Genomic DNA, 17,451 nt, shown 5'->3' with positions numbered 1-17,451 from the left:
CGGCCCAGGTTAGATCACCGGTCGCAGGCCGTGCCGTCGCCGTCGCGGTCGAGTCCCTTCCGGTAACCGGGTTCGCCGACGTGCATCGGTGCGGCATGAGCGGCCCTCGCCGCGTCACAGTTCTTGTAGTACACAGAGGAATCGGGTTCCGGGGTAGGTTCCTTTTCGGTGGTCCGCACGGGCGGGGCCGCCTTCGTGACCGGCGGCTCCGGAGTCGGTGTCGGCGCGAGCGTTGGTGCCGGGGCGTCGATGGTCCCGTTGCACGGCGGTGCCCACAGGCCACTGGTCGCCTGCTTCGCCGTGGACTCGGCCGCCGCGAGCACGGGCAGCGCGGCGTTCGCCGCATACTTGAGATAACCCTTTTGAATGGCGAGAGCGGCGTAGTCCTCGCCGTCGGCCAAGGTCAACGCGATGCCTTGCGCCGTTTCCGCGCCGAGCGTCACGGCTTTGCCGGAAAGCGTCGTGGTGGCCCAGGCGAGCGATTCCGCCGCGTAGCACCCGATGGTGCCGGCCGGCGCCGTGACCCCGAGGACGCGCACCGTCTTGCTGGTGCCGTCACTGCCGTTCACGACCACGGTCGCGCCGTCCGTCACGGTCCCGATCGTGTAGGTGACGGGCACCGGCGCCGCGCTGGTCGCCGAGGTCGTCGGCGTCGTCGAGGGTGCCGGCGGTGCGGCGGCCGCGGGCTTCGGCTCCGGGGCTTCACCGAAGATCGCGCCCAGCACGAGCAGGACGGCGAAGGCGGCCAAGACGATCTTCAGCCAGTTCGGAAAGCGCTTCATGCCGGGATTCCTCGTTCCTCGAACGCGACGTGCCGACGGTGTACTCGCGAAAACTCCCGCCCTTGTTACGCACCGGCTCGTGATCGGCCATCAGTCGTTATCGGACGGATTGTTGCTGTCACGATCGCGTCACGAACAACGGTTCCAGGCGGAAAAGCTGTCACAACGCGCCGCCGCGAAACGACCAGCCGACGTGATCGAATCCCTCTCGCTGCTCGGCGCGGGCGGCCACCCCGCGCACGGAACCGACTTCACCGCCGTGGACGTCCGGACGACCGGACTGCGCCCCGGGCGCGTCGTCGAACTCGCCGCGGTGCGGGTGCACGCCGACGGCTCGATCGTGGGTGAGCTGACGACGCTGGTGGATCCCGGCGCCGGGATTTCGCCCGGTCCGGCGCTCGTCCACGGCATCACGCGCGACGAGCTCGACGACGCGCCGTCGTTCGGCGCCGTGCTGGGACCGCTGCTCGACCTGTGCGCCGGCAGCGTGATCGTGGCCCACGACCTGGCGTTCGTCAGTGCCTTCCTCGACTTCGAGGTCAAGTTCCTCGGCGTCCGGATGCCCGTGCTGCCGGGCGTCTCGACGCTCGCCGCCGCGCAGTCGGTGGTGCGGCTGCCCAACTACCGGCTCGCCACCGTGGCCCACGCGCTGGGGGTGCCCGCCCGGCCCGGGCAGTCGGCGTTGTCCGGCGCGAGGACGGTCGCCCAGCTGGTCACCGGAATTTTCGGACGGTACGGGCTCACCTTCGCGTCGCCACCGGAGGTTCCCGGTCTGCCGCGGTTCGCCGGCGGGCGGCTGCTCCCGCGCGCCGAGGCACTGCCGGTCGAGCCGGGGTGGATGGCCGAAGCCCTCGAGCGGATCTCGGCCGGCCGGAGCGGGGACGCCTACCTGGACCTGCTCGCCGAAGTCGTTGCGGACCAGCACCTGTCGTACGAGGAAGTGGCGGTCTTGACGGCGTCGGCCACCGAAGCCGGATTGTCCGAAGGGCGGGTGCGGTCGACGCACGAGCAGCTCGTGACGGCCCTGCGGGAAATCGCGGAACGGGACGGCGTCGTGACCGCGGCGGAAGCGCGCGAGCTGCGCGAGGTGGCGACGGCGCTGGGGGTGTCCGGTGCCGACCTGCGGCCTTCGGCCGGCGGCAAGGCGACCCGGGTACTGGTGCTCGGCACCACCGTGGCGGCGGACGGGATGCGGGCCCGCGTACTCGCCGAAGGGGTCCAGCTGGCGAAGAAGCTGACCGCGAGCGTCACGCACCTCGTGGTCGACACGTCGGTGCCGGCCACCGAGCCCCGGCTGGCCCGGGCGGCCGAGCTGGGCGCCGAGGTGGTCGACGTCCGCGCCGCACCGGTGGCGCTCGGCTTCGAGCCGCCACCAGCGGTGCGAGCCGCGGCCGCTCCGTCAGGGCGGGTGGCGAAGGTGCTCGGGGGCCGCGTCTTGATGGGGGCCGGGCTGCTGCTGATGTTCATCGTCGTCGTCGCCATGTTCAGCGGCGCGGCGCTGGCCGGCGGGATTGTCCTCGCCGTGCTGGGGGTCGGCGCGCTGCTCGGCGGCTGGGTGATCGCCGAGCCGGCGCCGCGGTGACCGGGATTTCGGTACGGTCGGAGCGGTGCCGAGACTGATCCACTTGAACGGTCCGTCCGGGATCGGGAAGTCGACGATCGCGCGGATCTACGCCGAGCGGCATCCGGGGGTGCTCGATCTCGACACCGATCGGGTCGTCTGCCTCATCGGGGGCTGGCAGGACACCTTCTTCGAGACCTTCAAGGCCGCTCAGCTGCTTGCCCTCGCCATGGCCGAGACGCACCTGCGGACCGGGCACGACGTCGTCATGCCGCAGCTCGCTACCCGCGTGGCCGACGTCGAGCCCTTCGAAGCCGCCGCGAAACGGTGTGGTGCCGAGTACCGGGAGATCCTGCTGACCGCGGACAAGGCCGTCGCCGGGGCGCGGTTCGCCGGTCGGGCCGCCCACGGTGACGCCGTCACCCGCGGGATCGACGACGTCGTCAACGGACGCGGGGGTGTCGCCCTGGTCGAGCGGATCCACGACCAGCTCACCGCCTACCTCCCGCGGCGGCCGGACTGCGTCGTCGTGCCCACCGGCGGGCGCGAAGCCGGGCAGACCTACGCGGACGTCGTGGCGCTGCTCGAGCCGGGGGCGGGGAGGCGCCCGCCGGTGGGCTCGGGTTCACTGTGACCATGGCGGGAATTCCGGAACTCGCGCTCCGGCAGATCGAACGGTGGTGCGCCCAACGCGTCCCCGAGCACCTGCACGACCAGGTTCGCGTCGAATGCCGGACGCGGGGCCGTTCGGTGACGATCGTCGAGTGCCGCGCGCCCTGGTCGCCGCAGGCCGGGCCCGAGTGGACCGAGCAGAAAGTTGCTCAGCTGCGGCTCGACGAGTTCGGGATCTGGTCGGTGCGCTGGGCCGATCGGAACGGGCGGTGGCTGACCTATCCGGACGCTCCCGTCGCGAGCACGCCGCCGCCGCTGCTGGCCGAGATCGAACGCAACCCCGACGGGATCTTCTGGGGTTAGCCGGGCGGCGGGAAGCGGAGCTCGTTGCGGTCGATCTTCGCGTGGGCCGCGGCCGCCAGGTCCACGCCCAGGCGGTCGGCCAGCTGGAGCAGGTACAGCGTGACGTCCGCGATCTCGTCCAGGACGTTCGCTTCCAGCGCGGGATCTTCGCGCCACGCGTCGGACTCCTCCGGCGTCAGCCACTGGAACAGCGAGGTCAGCTCGCCGACCTCGCCGGACAACGCCATCACGAGGTTCTTCGGGGTGTGGTAGGGCTCCCAGGCGCGGGCCGCCGCGAAGCCGCGGAGGCGCCGGGTCACGTCGTCGAAGGTCACCGGATGATTGTCCTCGGTGGTCACGGTGCGCTAACGGCCGTATGGCGGACTGGCGTTGACCGGTGAATCTCTCACTCAATAGGTTGAACTTCGTCGGGATGCTTGCGGGGCTTGAAGCACGGAAAGGAACGTCTTGAAGTACCTGCGATCCGTTCGCGGACGCATGCTGTGCATCGCGTTCGTCCCGGGCGGTGCGCTCGTTCTCGTGGCTGTCGTGATCGCGTTCTTGCTGGTCCACCAAGCGAACCGGACGCGCGACAGCGCTCTGGACTCGGCCGAGGTCGCGGGGCGGACCGCTCGGGCCGTCGTGGCCCTGCAAGGCCAGCGCAGCGAAGCGATGTCCGTGCCCGACCAACGGACCGCCGCGTACGCGAATTTCACCCAGCGGATCGACACCGCCATCGCCGGTCTGCGCGAGTACACGCGCCGCGCGCCCGACGCCGAATCCGCGTACCAGCAGACCACCGCCGTCGAGCTGCTTTCCGTCGCCGAGGGCATGGATCGCTCCGATTCCCTCGCCCTGGCGGGGATCGACGCCGTGACGCGGCGGCCGTTCAGCGAGGCCGTGGCCGCCTACCGGACCGAACTGGACCGGATCGCGCCGCAGCTCACCGAGAGTGGCCGGGTCGCGTACGAGTCGCTCACCCGCAGCGCCGATTGGAGCAGGCTCGCCGCCGCCGAGGACGCGTTCGCGGCGGCGGAACCCTTGCCCATCCCCGAGTCGACGTGGCGCAGCGCCGCCTACACGGTCTCCCAGCAACTCGGGCACCTGTACGCGCAGCAGAGCCAGTACGCCGTGCAGCTCACCCTCGACGACGGCCGCCGCACACTGGCCGGCGCGATCGCCGCGAGCGCGGCCCTGCTGCTGGGCGCCGGGCTCCTGCTCGTCGTCGTCCGGCGGCTCGTCGCGCGCGTGCCGGTGCCGGTCGTGCCGATCATGGTGCCGACCCTGCACACGGCCATCCCGCGGCCCCGCCACGCACGGTCACGACGGCCGCGTGTGCCCGAGCCGTGGCCGATGAAAGCCGTGCTCGACGACTTGCGGCGTCGATGAAGGCTTCACCCACCGTCACGGATTACGCCGAAAAGAGCACGCGGTTGGCCCACACGCGCGCCGGCCGGCCTCGGGCAGACTGGTCCGCGTGAGTCCCCCCTCGGATCTTCGCCCCTACCTGCGCACGTTGGACGCGGAGACGCTGGCGGACCTGCTGCACGCGCAGGCGGAGCGTGACCCTGAGTTGCGGCATTCGCTCGAACTGCGCGCCGCCACCCAATCCGGTGATGTCAGCGAAGCGCACCGGCTCCTCGACACCGCGGTGACCGACGGGAACGGCGAGTACACCGCGAAAGTCGGCGCCGTCCTCGACACGCTGCAGCGGATGCTCGACGCCGGCAGCCGCGCCGACCTGGCCCCGCTCGCCCGCCGCACGGTGGACGACATCAGCGAGGTGCTCGAACAGTCCGGCGACCACACCGGCGACCTCGGCGACCGGCTGGATCGCGCCGTGGCGCTGTACGCCCGCGCGTGCGCCGCCCGGCCGCCGGACCCGGAGAAGCTGGCCGACTGGATCCTCGAGGTCGAGTTCGACGGCCCCGGCCGCCCGTCGATCGACCTCGCCGACTTCGCGACGGCGCTGGGCGAGCCCGGCCTGCGCCGGATCAAGTCCACTGTGGACGACGTGCTGACGGCGAGCGGCCCGGGACACCGCCGCGACGTCGCCGAACGGCTGCGGGAACAGCTCGCCGAGGTGCTCGGCGACGTCGACGAGCTGGTCGCGATCCTGTCCGCCAAGCCGCCGCGGCGCGAGGTCAGCCTCAAGATCGTCCGGGTGCTGCGGGCCGCCGGGCGGCACAGCGAGGCCATCGCGCACGCCGCCCGCGCGCTCACCCACGACAAGAACGGGCACGCGCCGGAGCCGGCGCCGGTGCCGGACGACGAAACGTCCCGCCGTCGCGCGGACTTCGACGCCAAACCGGACCGCGAGACCTTCGCCGCGCTGCGCGAAGCCGCGACAGCCGACGGGAAGTGGGCGACGCAGCGCCGGGCCGCGCTCGCCCGCCTGCGCGAGCTGGCCGCCGAGGGCGCGGGGCACGCCGACGAGCTGGCCCGCGTCCTGCTCGACGACGGCCGTCCCGACGAAGCCTGGCGCGCGTGCGTGCGGTTCGGGGCGTCGCCGGAGCTGAAGCTCGAGCTGGCCGAGCAGCGCGCCGCCGAGCACCCGGCCGAGACGATCCCGGTCTTCCGCGAGCACGTCGAAGAGCTCATCGAGCGCAAGGACCCGCAGGCCTACCGCGAAGCCGCGCGCCGGCTGAAGCTGTTGCGCAGCTTGCACAAGCGCGCCGGAACGCCGGAGGAATTCACCAGCCACCTCGCCACCTTGGTGGAAACCCACCGCCGGAAAACCCGCCTGATCACGGAAATCCGCACCGCACGGATCGCCTTGCCCAAAGCCGTATCTTCCGCCCGCGCACCTCGTTGACCGAGGTGAACCGGTGTTTCACGTGCACCGGGACAGCGAAGTTCCGCCAAGACGGCGACGCTCTTGGCCAGCGATGTCGCGGTGGTCCTGTTCCGCCGCCCGGCTCGGCGCCTCCCCGTCGAGCAGGCGGCGGGACCCGCGCCAGGGCCACCGCGACCAGCTCTGAGACATCAGTGGCTTCGCCTCTCGGAGCCCCGGAAAGCCCGCGTGAAAGCATGAGGGCATGAGTCCGGTCAGCCGCGCCCGCAAGAAAGCCCCGCAGCCCGTCACCCACAGCGTGACCGGCTTGTTCAAGGACATCCTGAACGACTTTTCGGCGCTGGGCGCCGACCCCGCGCCGGTGGACGTCGAACTGCTCGCCTCCGAGGTCCTCGGCCAGTTCCACGACGTGCCCCTCGAAGAGGGCGACGAGCCGCTCGGCCTCGAACTGATCGCCTTCGCGCAGCGCAAGATCACGCCGGGCGCGGCCGCGCTGCTGGCCGCCCTGAAGGTCGTCGCGGAGACCGACGTCGAGCGCAAGGCCGCCGAAGACGGGCTGCAGGTCGTCCTCGGCCGCGGCATCCCCGCGCCGACGTGGGCCGGCGAACTGGGGCAGGTCACCGCCGGCGAGTGCTGGCGGACCGGTGACGTCTACGGCGACGAGTCGTCACTGCTCTGCATTTTCACCCACGGCGACCAGGCCCACGGCCTGCTCGCCCTGCTCGACTTCACCGAGGGCGGCCGGGTGCGGGACCTCGTCGTGATCGAGCAGCCCGGGGAGGTGCTCGCCGAGATGCGGGCGCAGTCCGACGCCGACCCCGAGCTGGTCGTGCTGGAGGCCGTCGACCCCGCCGAGGCGCACCGCCTCCTCGCGGACGGTCTCGACGCCACCGACCACCTCGACGAGGCCGACGTCAGCGAGGACTACGCGCGCTTCCACGCGGTCGCGCTGACCTGGAGCCGCGCGCTGCCGGAACCCGCGTTGATCCCCGAGGTCGCCGAGTGGTCCGACGCCGAGCGGGCCGCCGTCGTCGAGCAGTTCGTCGCCGCCAGCGGTGAAGACGCCGACGCCGCCCGCGCGATCGGGCGTCTGCTGCTGGAGCACGGCCTGGCTACCGACCCCGCGAACCCGCTGCGCGTCGGGCCGGAGAAGATCGCGCGGTTCCTCGAAGGCCTGCTGGGCGAGGAGTTCGAGCTCGACGCCGACCACGAAGAGGCCGTGGAGCCGGTCGTGCTGGCCTGGGTGCAGTGGACGGCGGACCGCGCCGGGCTCACCGGGACGGCGGTCGCCGCGCTCGACGAGGCCGTCGCCGACTACCTGAGCGAGTACAACGACGAGGACGACTCCCCGTTGGAGCGCTACTTCGGCGACGTCGGCGACCTGTCGCCGACCGAGCTCGCGGACGCGCTGGAACGCCGGATGTTCGCGGTGCCGTCGCTGACCACGGAGATCGAGGACGAGGAGGTCGACCTCGACCCCACCGACCCCGAACAGCGCCGGGCGCTGGTCATCGCCGAGGCCGACGAGGACGAGGAAGAGCAGCGGCTGGTGCTGCGCGCGACGATCGTCGACCAGCTGTGGGACGACGAGCCCGCCGAAGCCTGGCAGGCCGTGCAGCGCCTGCAGGAGGGCGAACTCGACCGCGACGAGATCTTCGAGCAGCTGATCGACGCGCTCGAAGGCAGCCTGCTGGACACCGAAACGCTCGAATACGACGCCGACGGGTACCTCGAGGCGCTGACGGAGCTCTGACGTCTAGGGGAGGGGGCTCGCCGGTTCGGCGGGCTTCGCCTTGCGGCGGCGCTCCTGGAGCCGGTCGTCGAAGTCCACGGCGAACGTGCCGACGGCCATCGCGATCAGCAGGACCAGACCGAGCACCGCACCGACCCACGTGACGATCATGGTGAACATCGTGGGCCTCCTCCCCAGCTCAGAGCCGTTTTCCTGACTCCTTCAGGGTCGCTTTCGCGAGGGGCGCCCGGTATCGGCCAACCGGTTACGTCCTCTCGGCCGATCGGTCGGGTTCCGGCGCGGAGAGTCGCGAGCGCGCGACGAAGCGTGCCCGGATGTGCGCTCAGCGTGGGATGAGTCGCATGTGGGTGACGAGCCGCGTCACCGATCCGACGAATCCGGCCGCGTCAGAGCTTGCGCAGGCGGACCCGGTTGATGGTGTGGTCGGCGTCCTTGCGCAGCACCAGCGTGGCCCGCGGGCGGGTCGGCTTGATGTTCTCCATCAGGTTCGGCTCGTTGATCGAGTGCCACAGGTGCCGCGCTTCGGCACGGGCCTCGTCGTCGGGCAGGCCGGCGAAGTGGTGGAAGTGCGAGGCCGGGTCGGCGAACGCCGTGTGCCGCAGTTCGAGAAACCGCTCGACGTACCAGCGCTGGATGTCGTCGGTGTGCGCGTCGACGTAGATCGAGAAGTCGAAGAGGTCGGACACCATCAGCCGCGGGCCCGGCTGCAGCACGTTCAGGCCCTCGAGGATGAGGATGTCCGGCTGCTGCACCACCTGCTCCTGGCCGGGCAGGATGTCGTAGGCCAGGTGCGAGTACACCGGCGCGGTGACGCGCTCGGCGCCCGACTTCACCTCGGTGACGAACCGCAGCAGCGCGCGGCGGTCGTAGCTCTCGGGGAAGCCCTTGCGGTGCATGATCCCGCGCCGCATCAGCTCGGCACGGGGGTGCAGGAACCCGTCGGTGGTGACCAGGTCGACGCGGGGGTGGTCCGGCCAGCGGGCGAGCAGCGTGCGCAGGATGCGGGCGGTGGTCGACTTGCCGACCGCCACGCTCCCGGCGATGCCGATCACGTACGGGACCTTCGTGCCGCGGGAGTCGTCGCCGAGGAACGTCGTCGTGGCTTCGTAGAGCCGCTGGCGGGCGGCGACCTGCAGGTTGATCAGGCGCGAAAGCGGGAGGTAGACGTCGGCGACCTCGGCCAGGTCGACCTGCTCGCCGAGCCCGCGCAGCCGCAGCAGCTCGGCCGCGGTCAGCGGCAACGGCGTCGAACTGCGTAGTTCTTTCCATTGTTCCCGGTGCAGCTCGACATACGGGCTGAGTTCGCGGACCCGGGTCATCGCACACTCCTCCGGCCGTCGCCTGCACTGGCGGACGTTTCACCTGCGTGATTAACGGTAGGGCTTACGGCCGGTGAACGCGCTGTGATGTAGTCCACCCCGGGTTTCGGGTGATCACCGCGAGTTACGGAAGACCTCGTCCCAGGCCGCCGCGACCTGCCGCGCGCACGTCGCGGGGTCGACGCCGCCGACGCCGGTGCCGAGGCCGGGCATCGCGATCGTGTCGATGTGCTCCCGCACCGGGCCCTGGTCGAGCCGGCCGTCGCGCCACTGGAGGAACACCGCGCGCGCCGCGAGGTAGGGGTGCACGGTGTCGGCGGGCAGCCGCTCGCCGGGTTCGCGCATGGTCGGCGCGCTGATCAGCCACGCCGGCTCGGCCTCGCCGGTCGGGACGATCACGGCCTCGCCGAGGGGCAGCTCACCGCCGTGAAAGGCCAAAACGGCACTCCGGACGCTCTGCTCGACGCCGGGGAACGCCCGCGCGTAAACGGCGTCGATGCCGCCGCGCATCCAGCCGTAGGAGTTGGCCGGGCTGACCACCGCCTGGGCGACGACGTCGAGGACCGACCCGCGGTGCACCCGGACCCGGCCGGTCAGCTTCTTCGCGGCTGACGTCCAGGCGGTGGCGAGTGGTTCATCGACGGCGCACAGCACCAGCTCCGGTGTGCGAGGGGAGACCGGCGGGTGCGTGCCCTCACGGCCGGTGTGCGTGCCCGAGTCGGCGGTCACCTTCCTAGCATCGCAAAAAATGCCACCCGGCGTAACCGGTTCTGGTACCGGCTGTCCGAGTGAAAGTCGCCACGATGCGGCCCCGTAGCCTGGGTCTTGTGTCACGGATCGCATACTTCGGCCCCCAGGGGACCTTCACCGAACAGGCCGCGCGGGCCCTCGCCGGCGGCGAAGAACTGATTCCGGTCGAGACCGTCCGGCTGGCGATGACGGCCGTCCGCACGGGCGAAGCGGACGCCGCGTGCGTCCCCATCGAGAACTCGGTCGAGGGCGTGGTGCCCGCCACGCTCGACGCGCTCAGCGAGTCGACCCCGCTGGTCGCCGTGGCCGAACACATCCTGCCGGTCCACTTCAGCGTGCTGGCCCGGCGCGGCGGCGGCGACATCAAGACCGTCGCCAGCCACCCGCACGCGCTCGCCCAGGTCCGCGAGTGGATCGAGGCGAACCTGCCGGGCGCGCACCCGGTGGCGTCCTCGTCGACGTCGGCGGCCGCGGTCGGGGTGCTCGAGGGCCAGTTCGACGCCGCGGTCTGCGCGCCCGTCGCCGTCGAGCACTACGACCTCGAGGTCCTGGCCACCGAGGTCGCCGACGTCAGCGACGCGGCGACGCGGTTCCTGCTGGTCCGCCCGCCGGGCGAGCTGCCGGAGCCGACGGGCGCCGACCGGACGTCGGTGGTGGCCGCGGCCGTGAACCGCACCGGCACGCTCGCCGAGCTGCTCACCGCGCTGGCCGACCGCGGGATCAACCTGACCCGCCTGGACGCCCGCCCGACGCGCAACAACTTCGGCGAGTACCGCTTCTTCATCGACTTCGAGGGGCACGTGGCCGAGCCGCGGATCCTCGACGCGCTGACGGCGTTGCGCCGGCACTGCCGCAACCTGCGGTTCCTCGGCTCGCACCCGCGCGCCGACGGGACGCGCACCACGATCGAGCCGGGCGCCGGCAACGACGACTTCGTCGAGGCCGCCGTGTGGGCCGACGCGGTCCGCAAGGGGGACCTGGCGTGAGGCTGCTGCTCATCCGCCACGGTCAGACCGAAGGGAACGTCCGCGGCGCGCTGGACACCGCCCTGCCCGGCCCGCCGCTGACCGAGCTCGGCCGCACCCAGGCCGCCGACCTCGCGTTCCGGCTGGCGGGGGAGCCGATCGTCGCGGTCTACGCGTCGCAGGCGACCCGCGCCCAGCAGACCGCGGCGCCGCTGGCCGCCCGGTTCGACCTGGACGTCCAGGTCGTCGACGGCGTCCACGAAGTCGGCGCGGGCGACCTCGAAGGAGCGACCGACCACGAGTCGATCCGGACCTACATGGAGGTCGTGAAGCGGTGGACGCTCGGTGAGCTGACGCCGTCGCTGCCCGGCGGCGAGAGCGGCACGAGCGTGCGCACCCGCATGCTCGACGCCGTCGGCCGGCTGCGCGCCAAGCACGAGCAGGCCGACCCGGACGGCGTGATCGCGCTGGTCAGCCACGGTGGCGCGATCCGGCTGTCCGCCGAGTGGCTGGCGCCGAACGTCCACGCCGACATCGCCAACGCGGCGCTGATCCCGAACACCGGGCTGGTCGAGCTGGACGCGCGTCCGGAAGGCCAGTGGTACTGCTTGACCTGGGTTGACACGCCTCTGTGAACGTCACGAAAGTGTAATCCCGTCACGTTTAGAACACGTTTGGTGGGGAATTAACGGTGCGAACCAACCTGCCGAAGATCCGTACGTCTACCCATGAGCACCACACCAGGGAGGCGATAGACATGGTTCGGACGAAGCTCTCACGGTTGCTGCCGGTCATCGCGGCTTCGGCGGGCGTTCTCGCGCTCTCCGCCTGCGGAAGCGGCGGAACCACCAACGCGGCGAGCAGCTCGACGCCGTCGACCACGGCGTCGCCCACCTCGACCACCGCCACCACGGCCGAGTCCACCCCGAGCAGCTCGACGCCGGCACCGTCGACGCCCGCCCAGGCGGCGGGCAACGGCCTCTGCAAGGCCGGCGACGTCACGCTGTCGCTCGGCCAGGGTGACGCCGGCGCGGGCTCGGTCTTCCGGCCGCTGCTCATCAAGAACAGCAGCTCCAAGGCGTGTGAGATCCAGGGCTTCCCCGGCGTCTCGTACGTGGCGGGCACCGACGGGCACCAGGTCGGCAAGGACGCTTTCCGCGAGGGCACCAAGGGCAACGCGGTGAAGCTGAACCCGGGCCAGAGCGCGGTCGCCGACATCCAGTTCGTCAACGTGCAGAACTTCGACCCGGGTACCTGCCAGCCGACCGCGGTGAAGGGCCTGCGCATCTACCTGCCGCAGGAGACGGCGTCGAACTTCGTGCCGACCGACGGCACCGCCTGCGCGAGCACGAAGATCCCGGGCAACCAGCTTTCGGTGAAGACGGTCCACACTCCTTAAAGCCCCGACCCCGCCCCACCACCACCCTCGACGGACGGGCTCCGCCCGGCTGTCAGAGTCGAGCGCAGATCTCCTGCGCCTGGACCACGTGCCGCTGGCCGGAGATGTCGTTGAAGTGCAGGCTGAGCACCATGCGGCTGACGCCGTCGATGTGGTCGGCCAGCGGCTGGTAGGCCGCGTTGACCTGGGCGGCGGCCGCGGACAGCTCGCGCGCCGCCGTCATCCGGTGCAGCCGCTCGGGCGTGAGGCCGGGCGTCAGCGACGGCTGCGCGTCCCGGCTCGTGTCCGGCAGCTCGCCGACGCGGTCCAATGCCTGGCACGCGGCCAGGGCGTCGTCGAGCGCGCCCGCGTGCACGCCGGACAGGCTCCACAGCAGCCCGAGCACGCCACCGCCGAGCACGAACCCGGCGACCGCGCACAGCACGAGCATCCGGCGTGACTGGGGCGGTGCCGCTCTGACCTCCTCGGACTCGGTCGAAGACTCGTCGAAATCGGGCTCGGCGTCGGTGCCGGTGCCCGGGTCCACGGTGCGCATAGCCGCCTCCCACCACCTGGGTGATGAGACATTTCAGCTCACAAACCCGGATCCTGGTGCAGTAGCGCCACGGCTGAGTCCGATTTGTCATCGAGCGGGAAGCGGCGCAGCGCGACGAAGGCGAACACGGCGATCGCCAGCATCGCCGAGCCGGACACCGCGAACGTGTGCGCCGCGGTGCCGAGCGCCTCGGTCAGCACCCCGCCGAGCAGGGCCCCGAGCGGGATCGCGCCCCAGACGACCGTGCGCCACACCCCGAGCACCCGGCCGAGCAGCTCGCCGGGCACCAGCGTGTGCCGCGCGGTGGCGAGCACGACGTTGACGGCGACCACCGCCGCCGCGAACAGGCCGAACAGGGCCGCGGCCGCGACCGGCGAGCGCACCAGGCCCATCCCGCCGAACCCGGCACCGCAGCCGAGGATCCCGCCGAGCACGACCACGCGCCGGCCGGCCGCGCGTACCAGCCGCGGCGCGACCCCCGCGCCGAGCAGCCCGCCGATGCCGCCGGCGAACGCGAAGAACCCGAAGGTCGCGTCGGACAGGTGGAGGTCGTCGAGCGCGTAGAGCACCAGCTGCGCCTGCGCGAGCTCGCTGACCAGGCTGAGCAGCCCGGCGACGATGACCAGGCGCTTGAGCAGCACGTTCCCGCGCAGCCAGCGCAGGCCGTCGGCCAGTTCGGTGCGCAGCCGCGTGGGCTCCCGGGCGGCGTCGTCTCGCGCGCGGTAGGTGCCGGCGAGCCCGAGCAGCACCGCGGCCGCGATCGCGAAGCCCGCGGAGTTGAGGACGAAGGGGAGGGCGGCGAAGAGCGCGAAGGTCAGGCTGCCGACCGGGCCGCCGAGGAACGTCTGGCCGACGATCTCGCACGCCTGGAGCTTGCTGTTCGCCGCGTCGAGCGAGCCGTCGCCGACGACCGCCGGGATCAGGGCGTTGGCCGCGCTGTCCGCGATCGTTTCGGCGGTCCCGATGACCAGCGCCGTCAGGTAGACCAGCCAGATCGTCATCCCGCCGGCCGCGACGAGCACGGCGAGGGTGCCGACGGCGACGGCGCGGGCGGTGTTCGCGACGATCATCGCGCGCCGCCGGTCGATCCGGTCGACGAGCGCGCCGGCGACGGCGGCGAAGAGCAGCCAGGGCAGGAACTGGGTGGCGGACAGCCCGGCGATGAGCACGGGATCGCGGGTCAGCGTCGTCGCCAGCAGGGGCAGCGCCACCTTGCCGATACCGTCGCCCAGGTGCGAGGCGGCGCTCGACGTCAGCAGCCACGTAAGCCTCCGAGCAGGGTGCACCGCGACCCCCGGCACTCATCGCAGTCAGGCAATGACTTCGAGTAACAGGGTAAGCGCGGTGTCACCCTCTGGTGGTCACGGTGTCACTACTAGTGCGGCTCAGCCCCAGCCGAGCTCGTGCAGCCGGGCGTCGTCGATGCCGAAGTGGTGACCCAGCTCGTGCACGACGGTGATGAGCACCTCTTCGACGACCTCGTCCTCGTCCTCGCACATCGAAAGGATCGGCTGCCGGTAGATCGAGATCCGGTCGGGCAGCACCCCGCCGTACGACGACGTCCGCTCGGTCAGCGCGACCCCGTGGTAGAGCCCGAGGATGTCCGGCGCCTCGTCGTTGAACTCCTCGACGAGCACGACGACGTTGTCCATCGCCTTGGCGAACTCCGCCGGGACCTCGTCCAGGGCTTCCGAGACCAGTTCCTCGAACCGCTCCCGGCTCATCTCGACGGGCATCAGCCGTTCTTCTTCGTCGACGGCGGGGCGGAGCTCGACGTCTCCGGTCCGCCGCCCCCGTCCGACGGCGGACCGCCGTCCTGCGGCTGGCCACCGTCGCCCGCCGGGGCGCCCTTGATGCTGCCGGTCACCGCCTGCAGGCCGCTCTTGTCCGGCAGCAGCGCCGCCACCTTGCAGTTGACCTTGGTCGACCCGGCGTCCCAGCTCTCCTGCTCCCGCAGGTCCCAGGTCAGGATCAGCTTCTTCGCGTCGAGGTCGGCGCCGTCGGTGTAGTCCGCCGCCTGCTTGGTGCACTCGGTGTCGAGCCAGGCCTTCTGGTCGTCCTGCGACGGGTAGGCGTCCTTGAACTTCGTCTTCAGGTCGAGGGTCGCGATGATCTCGTAGGAGTGGGGCTTGGTGCACTCGAGCGGGTCGCCGACGCCCTTGCCCTGCAGCGCGAGGCAGGTGCCCGGCTCGAACACGAGCGACTGGTCCTGCTCCTTCGCCGGTCCGGTGGTCGGCAGCAGCGTGCCGCCGGGGCCGGCCCACTGCAGGCCGCAGCGCAGCTGGCGGTCGCCGTCGTCCCACTGCGACGGCGTCGGCCGCAGCAGGTTCGTCGTGAGCTTGCCGTACGGGTCGAGGTTGTGGCCGAGGTACGGCTTCACGTCCGAGGTGCACTTCTGCTGGGCGATCTGCTGCCACTGCTCCAGCGACGGCACCGGCGCGCCCTCCGGGAACTGGGCGCCGATGTCCACGAGCGCGGTCACCTCGAACTTGTGCGGCTGCGTGCAGGCGATCTTGCGCGCGTCGCTCGCGTCCGGGTTGGTCCAGGTCAGGCAGCTGCCGGGCGGGGAGTGGAAGGCCTCCTCGGCCTCCGGGGACAGCTTGCCGGCGCCACCGCCGGCCCCGCCCGTGAAGCCACCGCTGCCGGTGAACAGGACGCTGAGAGCGAGCGCGATGAGCGCGCCCGCGAAGATCCCGCCCATCACGACGCGGGTGTGCAGCGTCTGCGTGGCGGCAGGGAACCGATCGGCGCTGGGAGACATCGCAGTCCATGATGCCCGCGCCGCACGCGACGTGCGCGAGCTGGGTGGTTAGGGTAGGTCACGGTTTCGTGGTGGCCGGGATTACGGAGCGCACATGACGCAGGACAGCAACGGCGGGGACCAGCCGCCCCCCGAGCCGCCGAAGCGCGGTTCGATGAGATTCCAGGACTCGAACACGCAGGCCCGCCAGCCTTCGGTCGCGGAGCAGCGGGCCCGCCAGCAGGCGCTCGCGCAGGAGGAACGCGACGCCGAGCTGGCCCGCCAGGCCGACGCCAAGGCGGCGACCCGGCGCAAGATCCTGATCGGCAGCGGCGTGACCGTCGGCCTGGTCGGCTTGGTGGCGACGTTCTACACGGTCGCCAAGCCTGCCGGCGAGGTGACCGCGGTCTGCACCGACAAGGACGGCATCGTCCAGAACGACGACTACTGCGACGACAACTACGTCACCAGCCACGGCGGCTACCACAGCGGCGGCTTCCTGTTCCTGCCGATCAACACCGGCGGCTACCAGAGCTACCGGTACAACTACGGCGGCACCGGCACGATCGGGCAGCGCGTGTCCGGCGGCTCGTACGACGCGCCGTCGTCGCGGACCAGCGTCAACACGAAGTCCGGCAAGTCCGTCCAGCGCGGCGGCTTCGGCATCAGCGGCAAGAGCGGCAGCACCGGCGGGACCGGCGGCAGCGGCAAGAGCGGGGGATCTTAGGTGTACCGGGACCGGCGTGAGCCGCGGCGCGACTGGCAGCGGATCGTCGAGGAGCAGGGGCTCGTCTACGGCACGCCGGCCCGCGACAGCAGCGGCCGGGTGCGGCCGTACTGGGACGAGTCGGTGCACTACGTCTTCGACATGGACGAGGTGCTCTCGCTCGAGGCCGACGTCGAACTGCTGCACTCGATGTGCCTGGAGGCCGTCGACAACGTCGTGACCACCGAGGGCTACCAGCGGTTCGGCATCCCGGAGTGGGTCTGGCCGCACATCGCCGAGTCGTGGAAGCGGCAGGACCCGCACGTCTACGGCCGGTTCGACCTGCGCTACGACGGCAAGTCGCCGGCGAAGCTGCTGGAGTACAACGCGGACACGCCGACCACGCTGCTGGAGGCGTCGCTGCTGCAGTGGCACTGGAAGACCGACGTCTTCCCGGACGACGACCAGTGGAACTCGATCCACGAGAAGCTCGTCGAGCGGTGGTCGTTCCTGCAGGACAAGCTGCCGTCGAACGAGCTGCACTTCACCTGGTCGGCGGCCGACCCGTCCGGCGAGGACAACGTCACCACGGCGTACCTGCAGGAGACGGCGGCCGAGGCCGGGCTCGACACGGTGGGGCTGGCGATCGAGGAGATCGGCTGGGACCCGGTGCTCAAGCGGTTCGTCGACCTCGAAGAGTCGCAGATGGCGACCGTGCTGAAGCTGTACCCGTGGGAGTGGGTGGTCGACGAGGAGTTCGGCCGCCACGCCGTCGAGTCGCTGCCGCGGACGCTGTGGATCGAGCCGCTCTGGAAGATGATCCTCTCCAACAAGACGCTCCTGGCGATCCTGTGGGAGAACTACCCGGGCCACCCGAACCTGCTGCCCGCGTTCGCCGACGACCCCGGCATCCTCACCGAGTACGTGCGCAAGCCGAAGCTCGGCCGCGAGGGCGCCAACGTCCAGATCGTCGCGACCGGCTACGAGACCCAGACCGACGGCGTCTACGGCGCCGAAGGCTTCGTCTACCAGGCGTTCGACCCGCTGCCCGAGTTCGACGGCTACCGGCCGGCGCTCGGCGCGTGGATCGTCGGGGACAGCTCCGCCGGGCTCGGCATCCGCGAGACCGGCGGCCTGGTCACCGACGACGGTGCGGCATTTGTCCCACATCGCATCCCCGAGTCGTGATACAA

The 17,451-nt window shown here is 71.4% G+C and carries 20 protein-coding genes; 11 read left to right on the top strand and 9 right to left on the bottom strand.

What is annotated here, in order from left to right:
• Positions 1-14: 14 nt before the first annotated feature.
• Positions 15-782: a thermonuclease family protein gene (locus ACZ4TR_RS00310; protein WP_465285131.1), complete on the bottom strand. Its 768-nt coding sequence runs from the start codon at positions 780-782 to the stop codon at positions 15-17.
• 193 nt (positions 783-975) lie between these two features.
• Between ACZ4TR_RS00310 and ACZ4TR_RS00305 the strand changes: the two genes are divergently transcribed.
• Genes ACZ4TR_RS00305 through ACZ4TR_RS00295 form a run of 3 tightly spaced genes read left to right on the top strand, consistent with a single transcriptional unit; the run spans position 976 to position 3,318 of the window.
• A complete protein-coding gene (locus ACZ4TR_RS00305; RefSeq protein ID WP_465285130.1) occupies positions 976-2,364 on the top strand; it encodes a 3'-5' exonuclease in 1,389 nt (462 codons plus the stop codon).
• 25 nt (positions 2,365-2,389) lie between these two features.
• Complete coding sequence (locus ACZ4TR_RS00300; RefSeq protein WP_465285129.1) at positions 2,390-2,977, top strand: P-loop nucleotide/nucleoside kinase family protein; 588 nt, start codon at positions 2,390-2,392, stop codon at positions 2,975-2,977.
• Between the two features lie 2 nt (positions 2,978-2,979).
• Positions 2,980-3,318 carry a DUF3024 domain-containing protein gene (locus ACZ4TR_RS00295; protein WP_465285128.1) on the top strand — a complete coding sequence of 113 codons (339 nt, stop codon included), beginning with the start codon at positions 2,980-2,982 and terminating at the stop codon, positions 3,316-3,318.
• Here the strand turns inward: ACZ4TR_RS00295 and ACZ4TR_RS00290 are convergent.
• Positions 3,315-3,632, bottom strand: coding sequence for a nucleotide pyrophosphohydrolase (locus ACZ4TR_RS00290; protein ID WP_465285127.1), 318 nt, complete (start codon positions 3,630-3,632; stop codon positions 3,315-3,317). The two genes, ACZ4TR_RS00295 and ACZ4TR_RS00290, sit on opposite strands and share 4 nt — an antisense overlap.
• 205 nt (positions 3,633-3,837) lie before the next feature.
• Here ACZ4TR_RS00290 and ACZ4TR_RS00285 point away from each other — a divergent pair, with 205 nt between their 5' ends.
• The 3 genes from ACZ4TR_RS00285 to ACZ4TR_RS00275 all read left to right on the top strand — a co-directional run bounded on the left by ACZ4TR_RS00285 (position 3,838) and on the right by ACZ4TR_RS00275 (position 7,844).
• Positions 3,838-4,686: a nitrate- and nitrite sensing domain-containing protein gene (locus ACZ4TR_RS00285; protein WP_465285126.1), complete on the top strand. Its 849-nt coding sequence runs from the start codon at positions 3,838-3,840 to the stop codon at positions 4,684-4,686.
• Between the two features lie 88 nt (positions 4,687-4,774).
• A complete protein-coding gene (locus ACZ4TR_RS00280) occupies positions 4,775-6,112 on the top strand; it encodes a hypothetical protein (RefSeq protein WP_465285125.1) in 1,338 nt (445 codons plus the stop codon).
• Between the two features lie 223 nt (positions 6,113-6,335).
• Positions 6,336-7,844, top strand: a complete 1,509-nt coding sequence (locus tag ACZ4TR_RS00275; RefSeq protein ID WP_465285124.1) for a hypothetical protein — start codon at positions 6,336-6,338, stop codon at positions 7,842-7,844.
• 3 nt (positions 7,845-7,847) lie between these two features.
• Here the strand turns inward: ACZ4TR_RS00275 and ACZ4TR_RS00270 are convergent, their stop codons facing one another.
• The 3 genes from ACZ4TR_RS00270 to ACZ4TR_RS00260 form a co-directional block, all read right to left on the bottom strand.
• Positions 7,848-8,003 (bottom strand): hypothetical protein, encoded by a 156-nt coding sequence (locus tag ACZ4TR_RS00270; protein WP_364516284.1) that lies wholly within the window; start codon positions 8,001-8,003, stop codon positions 7,848-7,850.
• Between the two features lie 227 nt (positions 8,004-8,230).
• Complete coding sequence (gene coaA, locus ACZ4TR_RS00265) at positions 8,231-9,163, bottom strand: type I pantothenate kinase (RefSeq protein WP_364516286.1); 933 nt, start codon at positions 9,161-9,163, stop codon at positions 8,231-8,233.
• A 114-nt stretch (positions 9,164-9,277) separates the two neighbouring features.
• Positions 9,278-9,892, bottom strand: coding sequence for a macro domain-containing protein (locus tag ACZ4TR_RS00260; RefSeq protein ID WP_465285123.1), 615 nt, complete (start codon positions 9,890-9,892; stop codon positions 9,278-9,280).
• Between the two features lie 98 nt (positions 9,893-9,990).
• Here ACZ4TR_RS00260 and pheA point away from each other — a divergent pair, with 98 nt between their 5' ends.
• The 3 genes from pheA (at position 9,991) to ACZ4TR_RS00245 (ending at position 12,277) form a co-directional block, all read left to right on the top strand.
• Positions 9,991-10,899, top strand: coding sequence for a prephenate dehydratase (gene pheA / locus ACZ4TR_RS00255; RefSeq protein WP_465285122.1), 909 nt, complete (start codon positions 9,991-9,993; stop codon positions 10,897-10,899).
• Positions 10,896-11,513, top strand: coding sequence for a histidine phosphatase family protein (locus tag ACZ4TR_RS00250; RefSeq protein WP_465285121.1), 618 nt, complete (start codon positions 10,896-10,898; stop codon positions 11,511-11,513). Before pheA ends, ACZ4TR_RS00250 begins: the two co-directional genes overlap by 4 nt.
• Before the next feature lie 122 nt (positions 11,514-11,635).
• Positions 11,636-12,277 carry a DUF4232 domain-containing protein gene (locus ACZ4TR_RS00245; RefSeq protein ID WP_465285120.1) on the top strand — a complete coding sequence of 214 codons (642 nt, stop codon included), beginning with the start codon at positions 11,636-11,638 and terminating at the stop codon, positions 12,275-12,277.
• 52 nt (positions 12,278-12,329) lie between these two features.
• On the opposite strand, the gene ACZ4TR_RS00240 is transcribed toward ACZ4TR_RS00245, so the two are convergent.
• From ACZ4TR_RS00240 to ACZ4TR_RS00225, 4 genes are all read right to left on the bottom strand, one after another.
• Entirely contained in the window at positions 12,330-12,812 is a 483-nt protein-coding gene (locus ACZ4TR_RS00240) for a hypothetical protein (protein WP_465285119.1), read from the bottom strand.
• A gap of 38 nt (positions 12,813-12,850) precedes the next feature.
• Positions 12,851-14,113: an MFS transporter gene (locus ACZ4TR_RS00235; protein ID WP_465285118.1), complete on the bottom strand. Its 1,263-nt coding sequence runs from the start codon at positions 14,111-14,113 to the stop codon at positions 12,851-12,853.
• Positions 14,114-14,197: 84 nt separating this feature from the next.
• Complete coding sequence (locus tag ACZ4TR_RS00230) at positions 14,198-14,548, bottom strand: metallopeptidase family protein (protein ID WP_465285117.1); 351 nt, start codon at positions 14,546-14,548, stop codon at positions 14,198-14,200.
• Positions 14,548-15,573: a septum formation family protein gene (locus ACZ4TR_RS00225; protein WP_364516300.1), complete on the bottom strand. Its 1,026-nt coding sequence runs from the start codon at positions 15,571-15,573 to the stop codon at positions 14,548-14,550. Before ACZ4TR_RS00225 ends, ACZ4TR_RS00230 begins: the two co-directional genes overlap by 1 nt.
• Before the next feature lie 94 nt (positions 15,574-15,667).
• Between ACZ4TR_RS00225 and ACZ4TR_RS00220 the strand changes: the two genes are divergently transcribed.
• Entirely contained in the window at positions 15,668-16,279 is a 612-nt protein-coding gene (locus ACZ4TR_RS00220) for a hypothetical protein (RefSeq protein WP_465285116.1), read from the top strand.
• Positions 16,280-17,446 carry a glutathionylspermidine synthase family protein gene (locus tag ACZ4TR_RS00215; protein ID WP_364516304.1) on the top strand — a complete coding sequence of 389 codons (1,167 nt, stop codon included), beginning with the start codon at positions 16,280-16,282 and terminating at the stop codon, positions 17,444-17,446.
• Positions 17,447-17,451 lie beyond the last annotated feature (5 nt).

The organism is Amycolatopsis sp. NPDC028719 (assembly GCF_055565395.1).
Note: the sequence above shows the minus strand (reverse complement) of the source record. Positions and strands in the feature narration are given on the sequence as shown.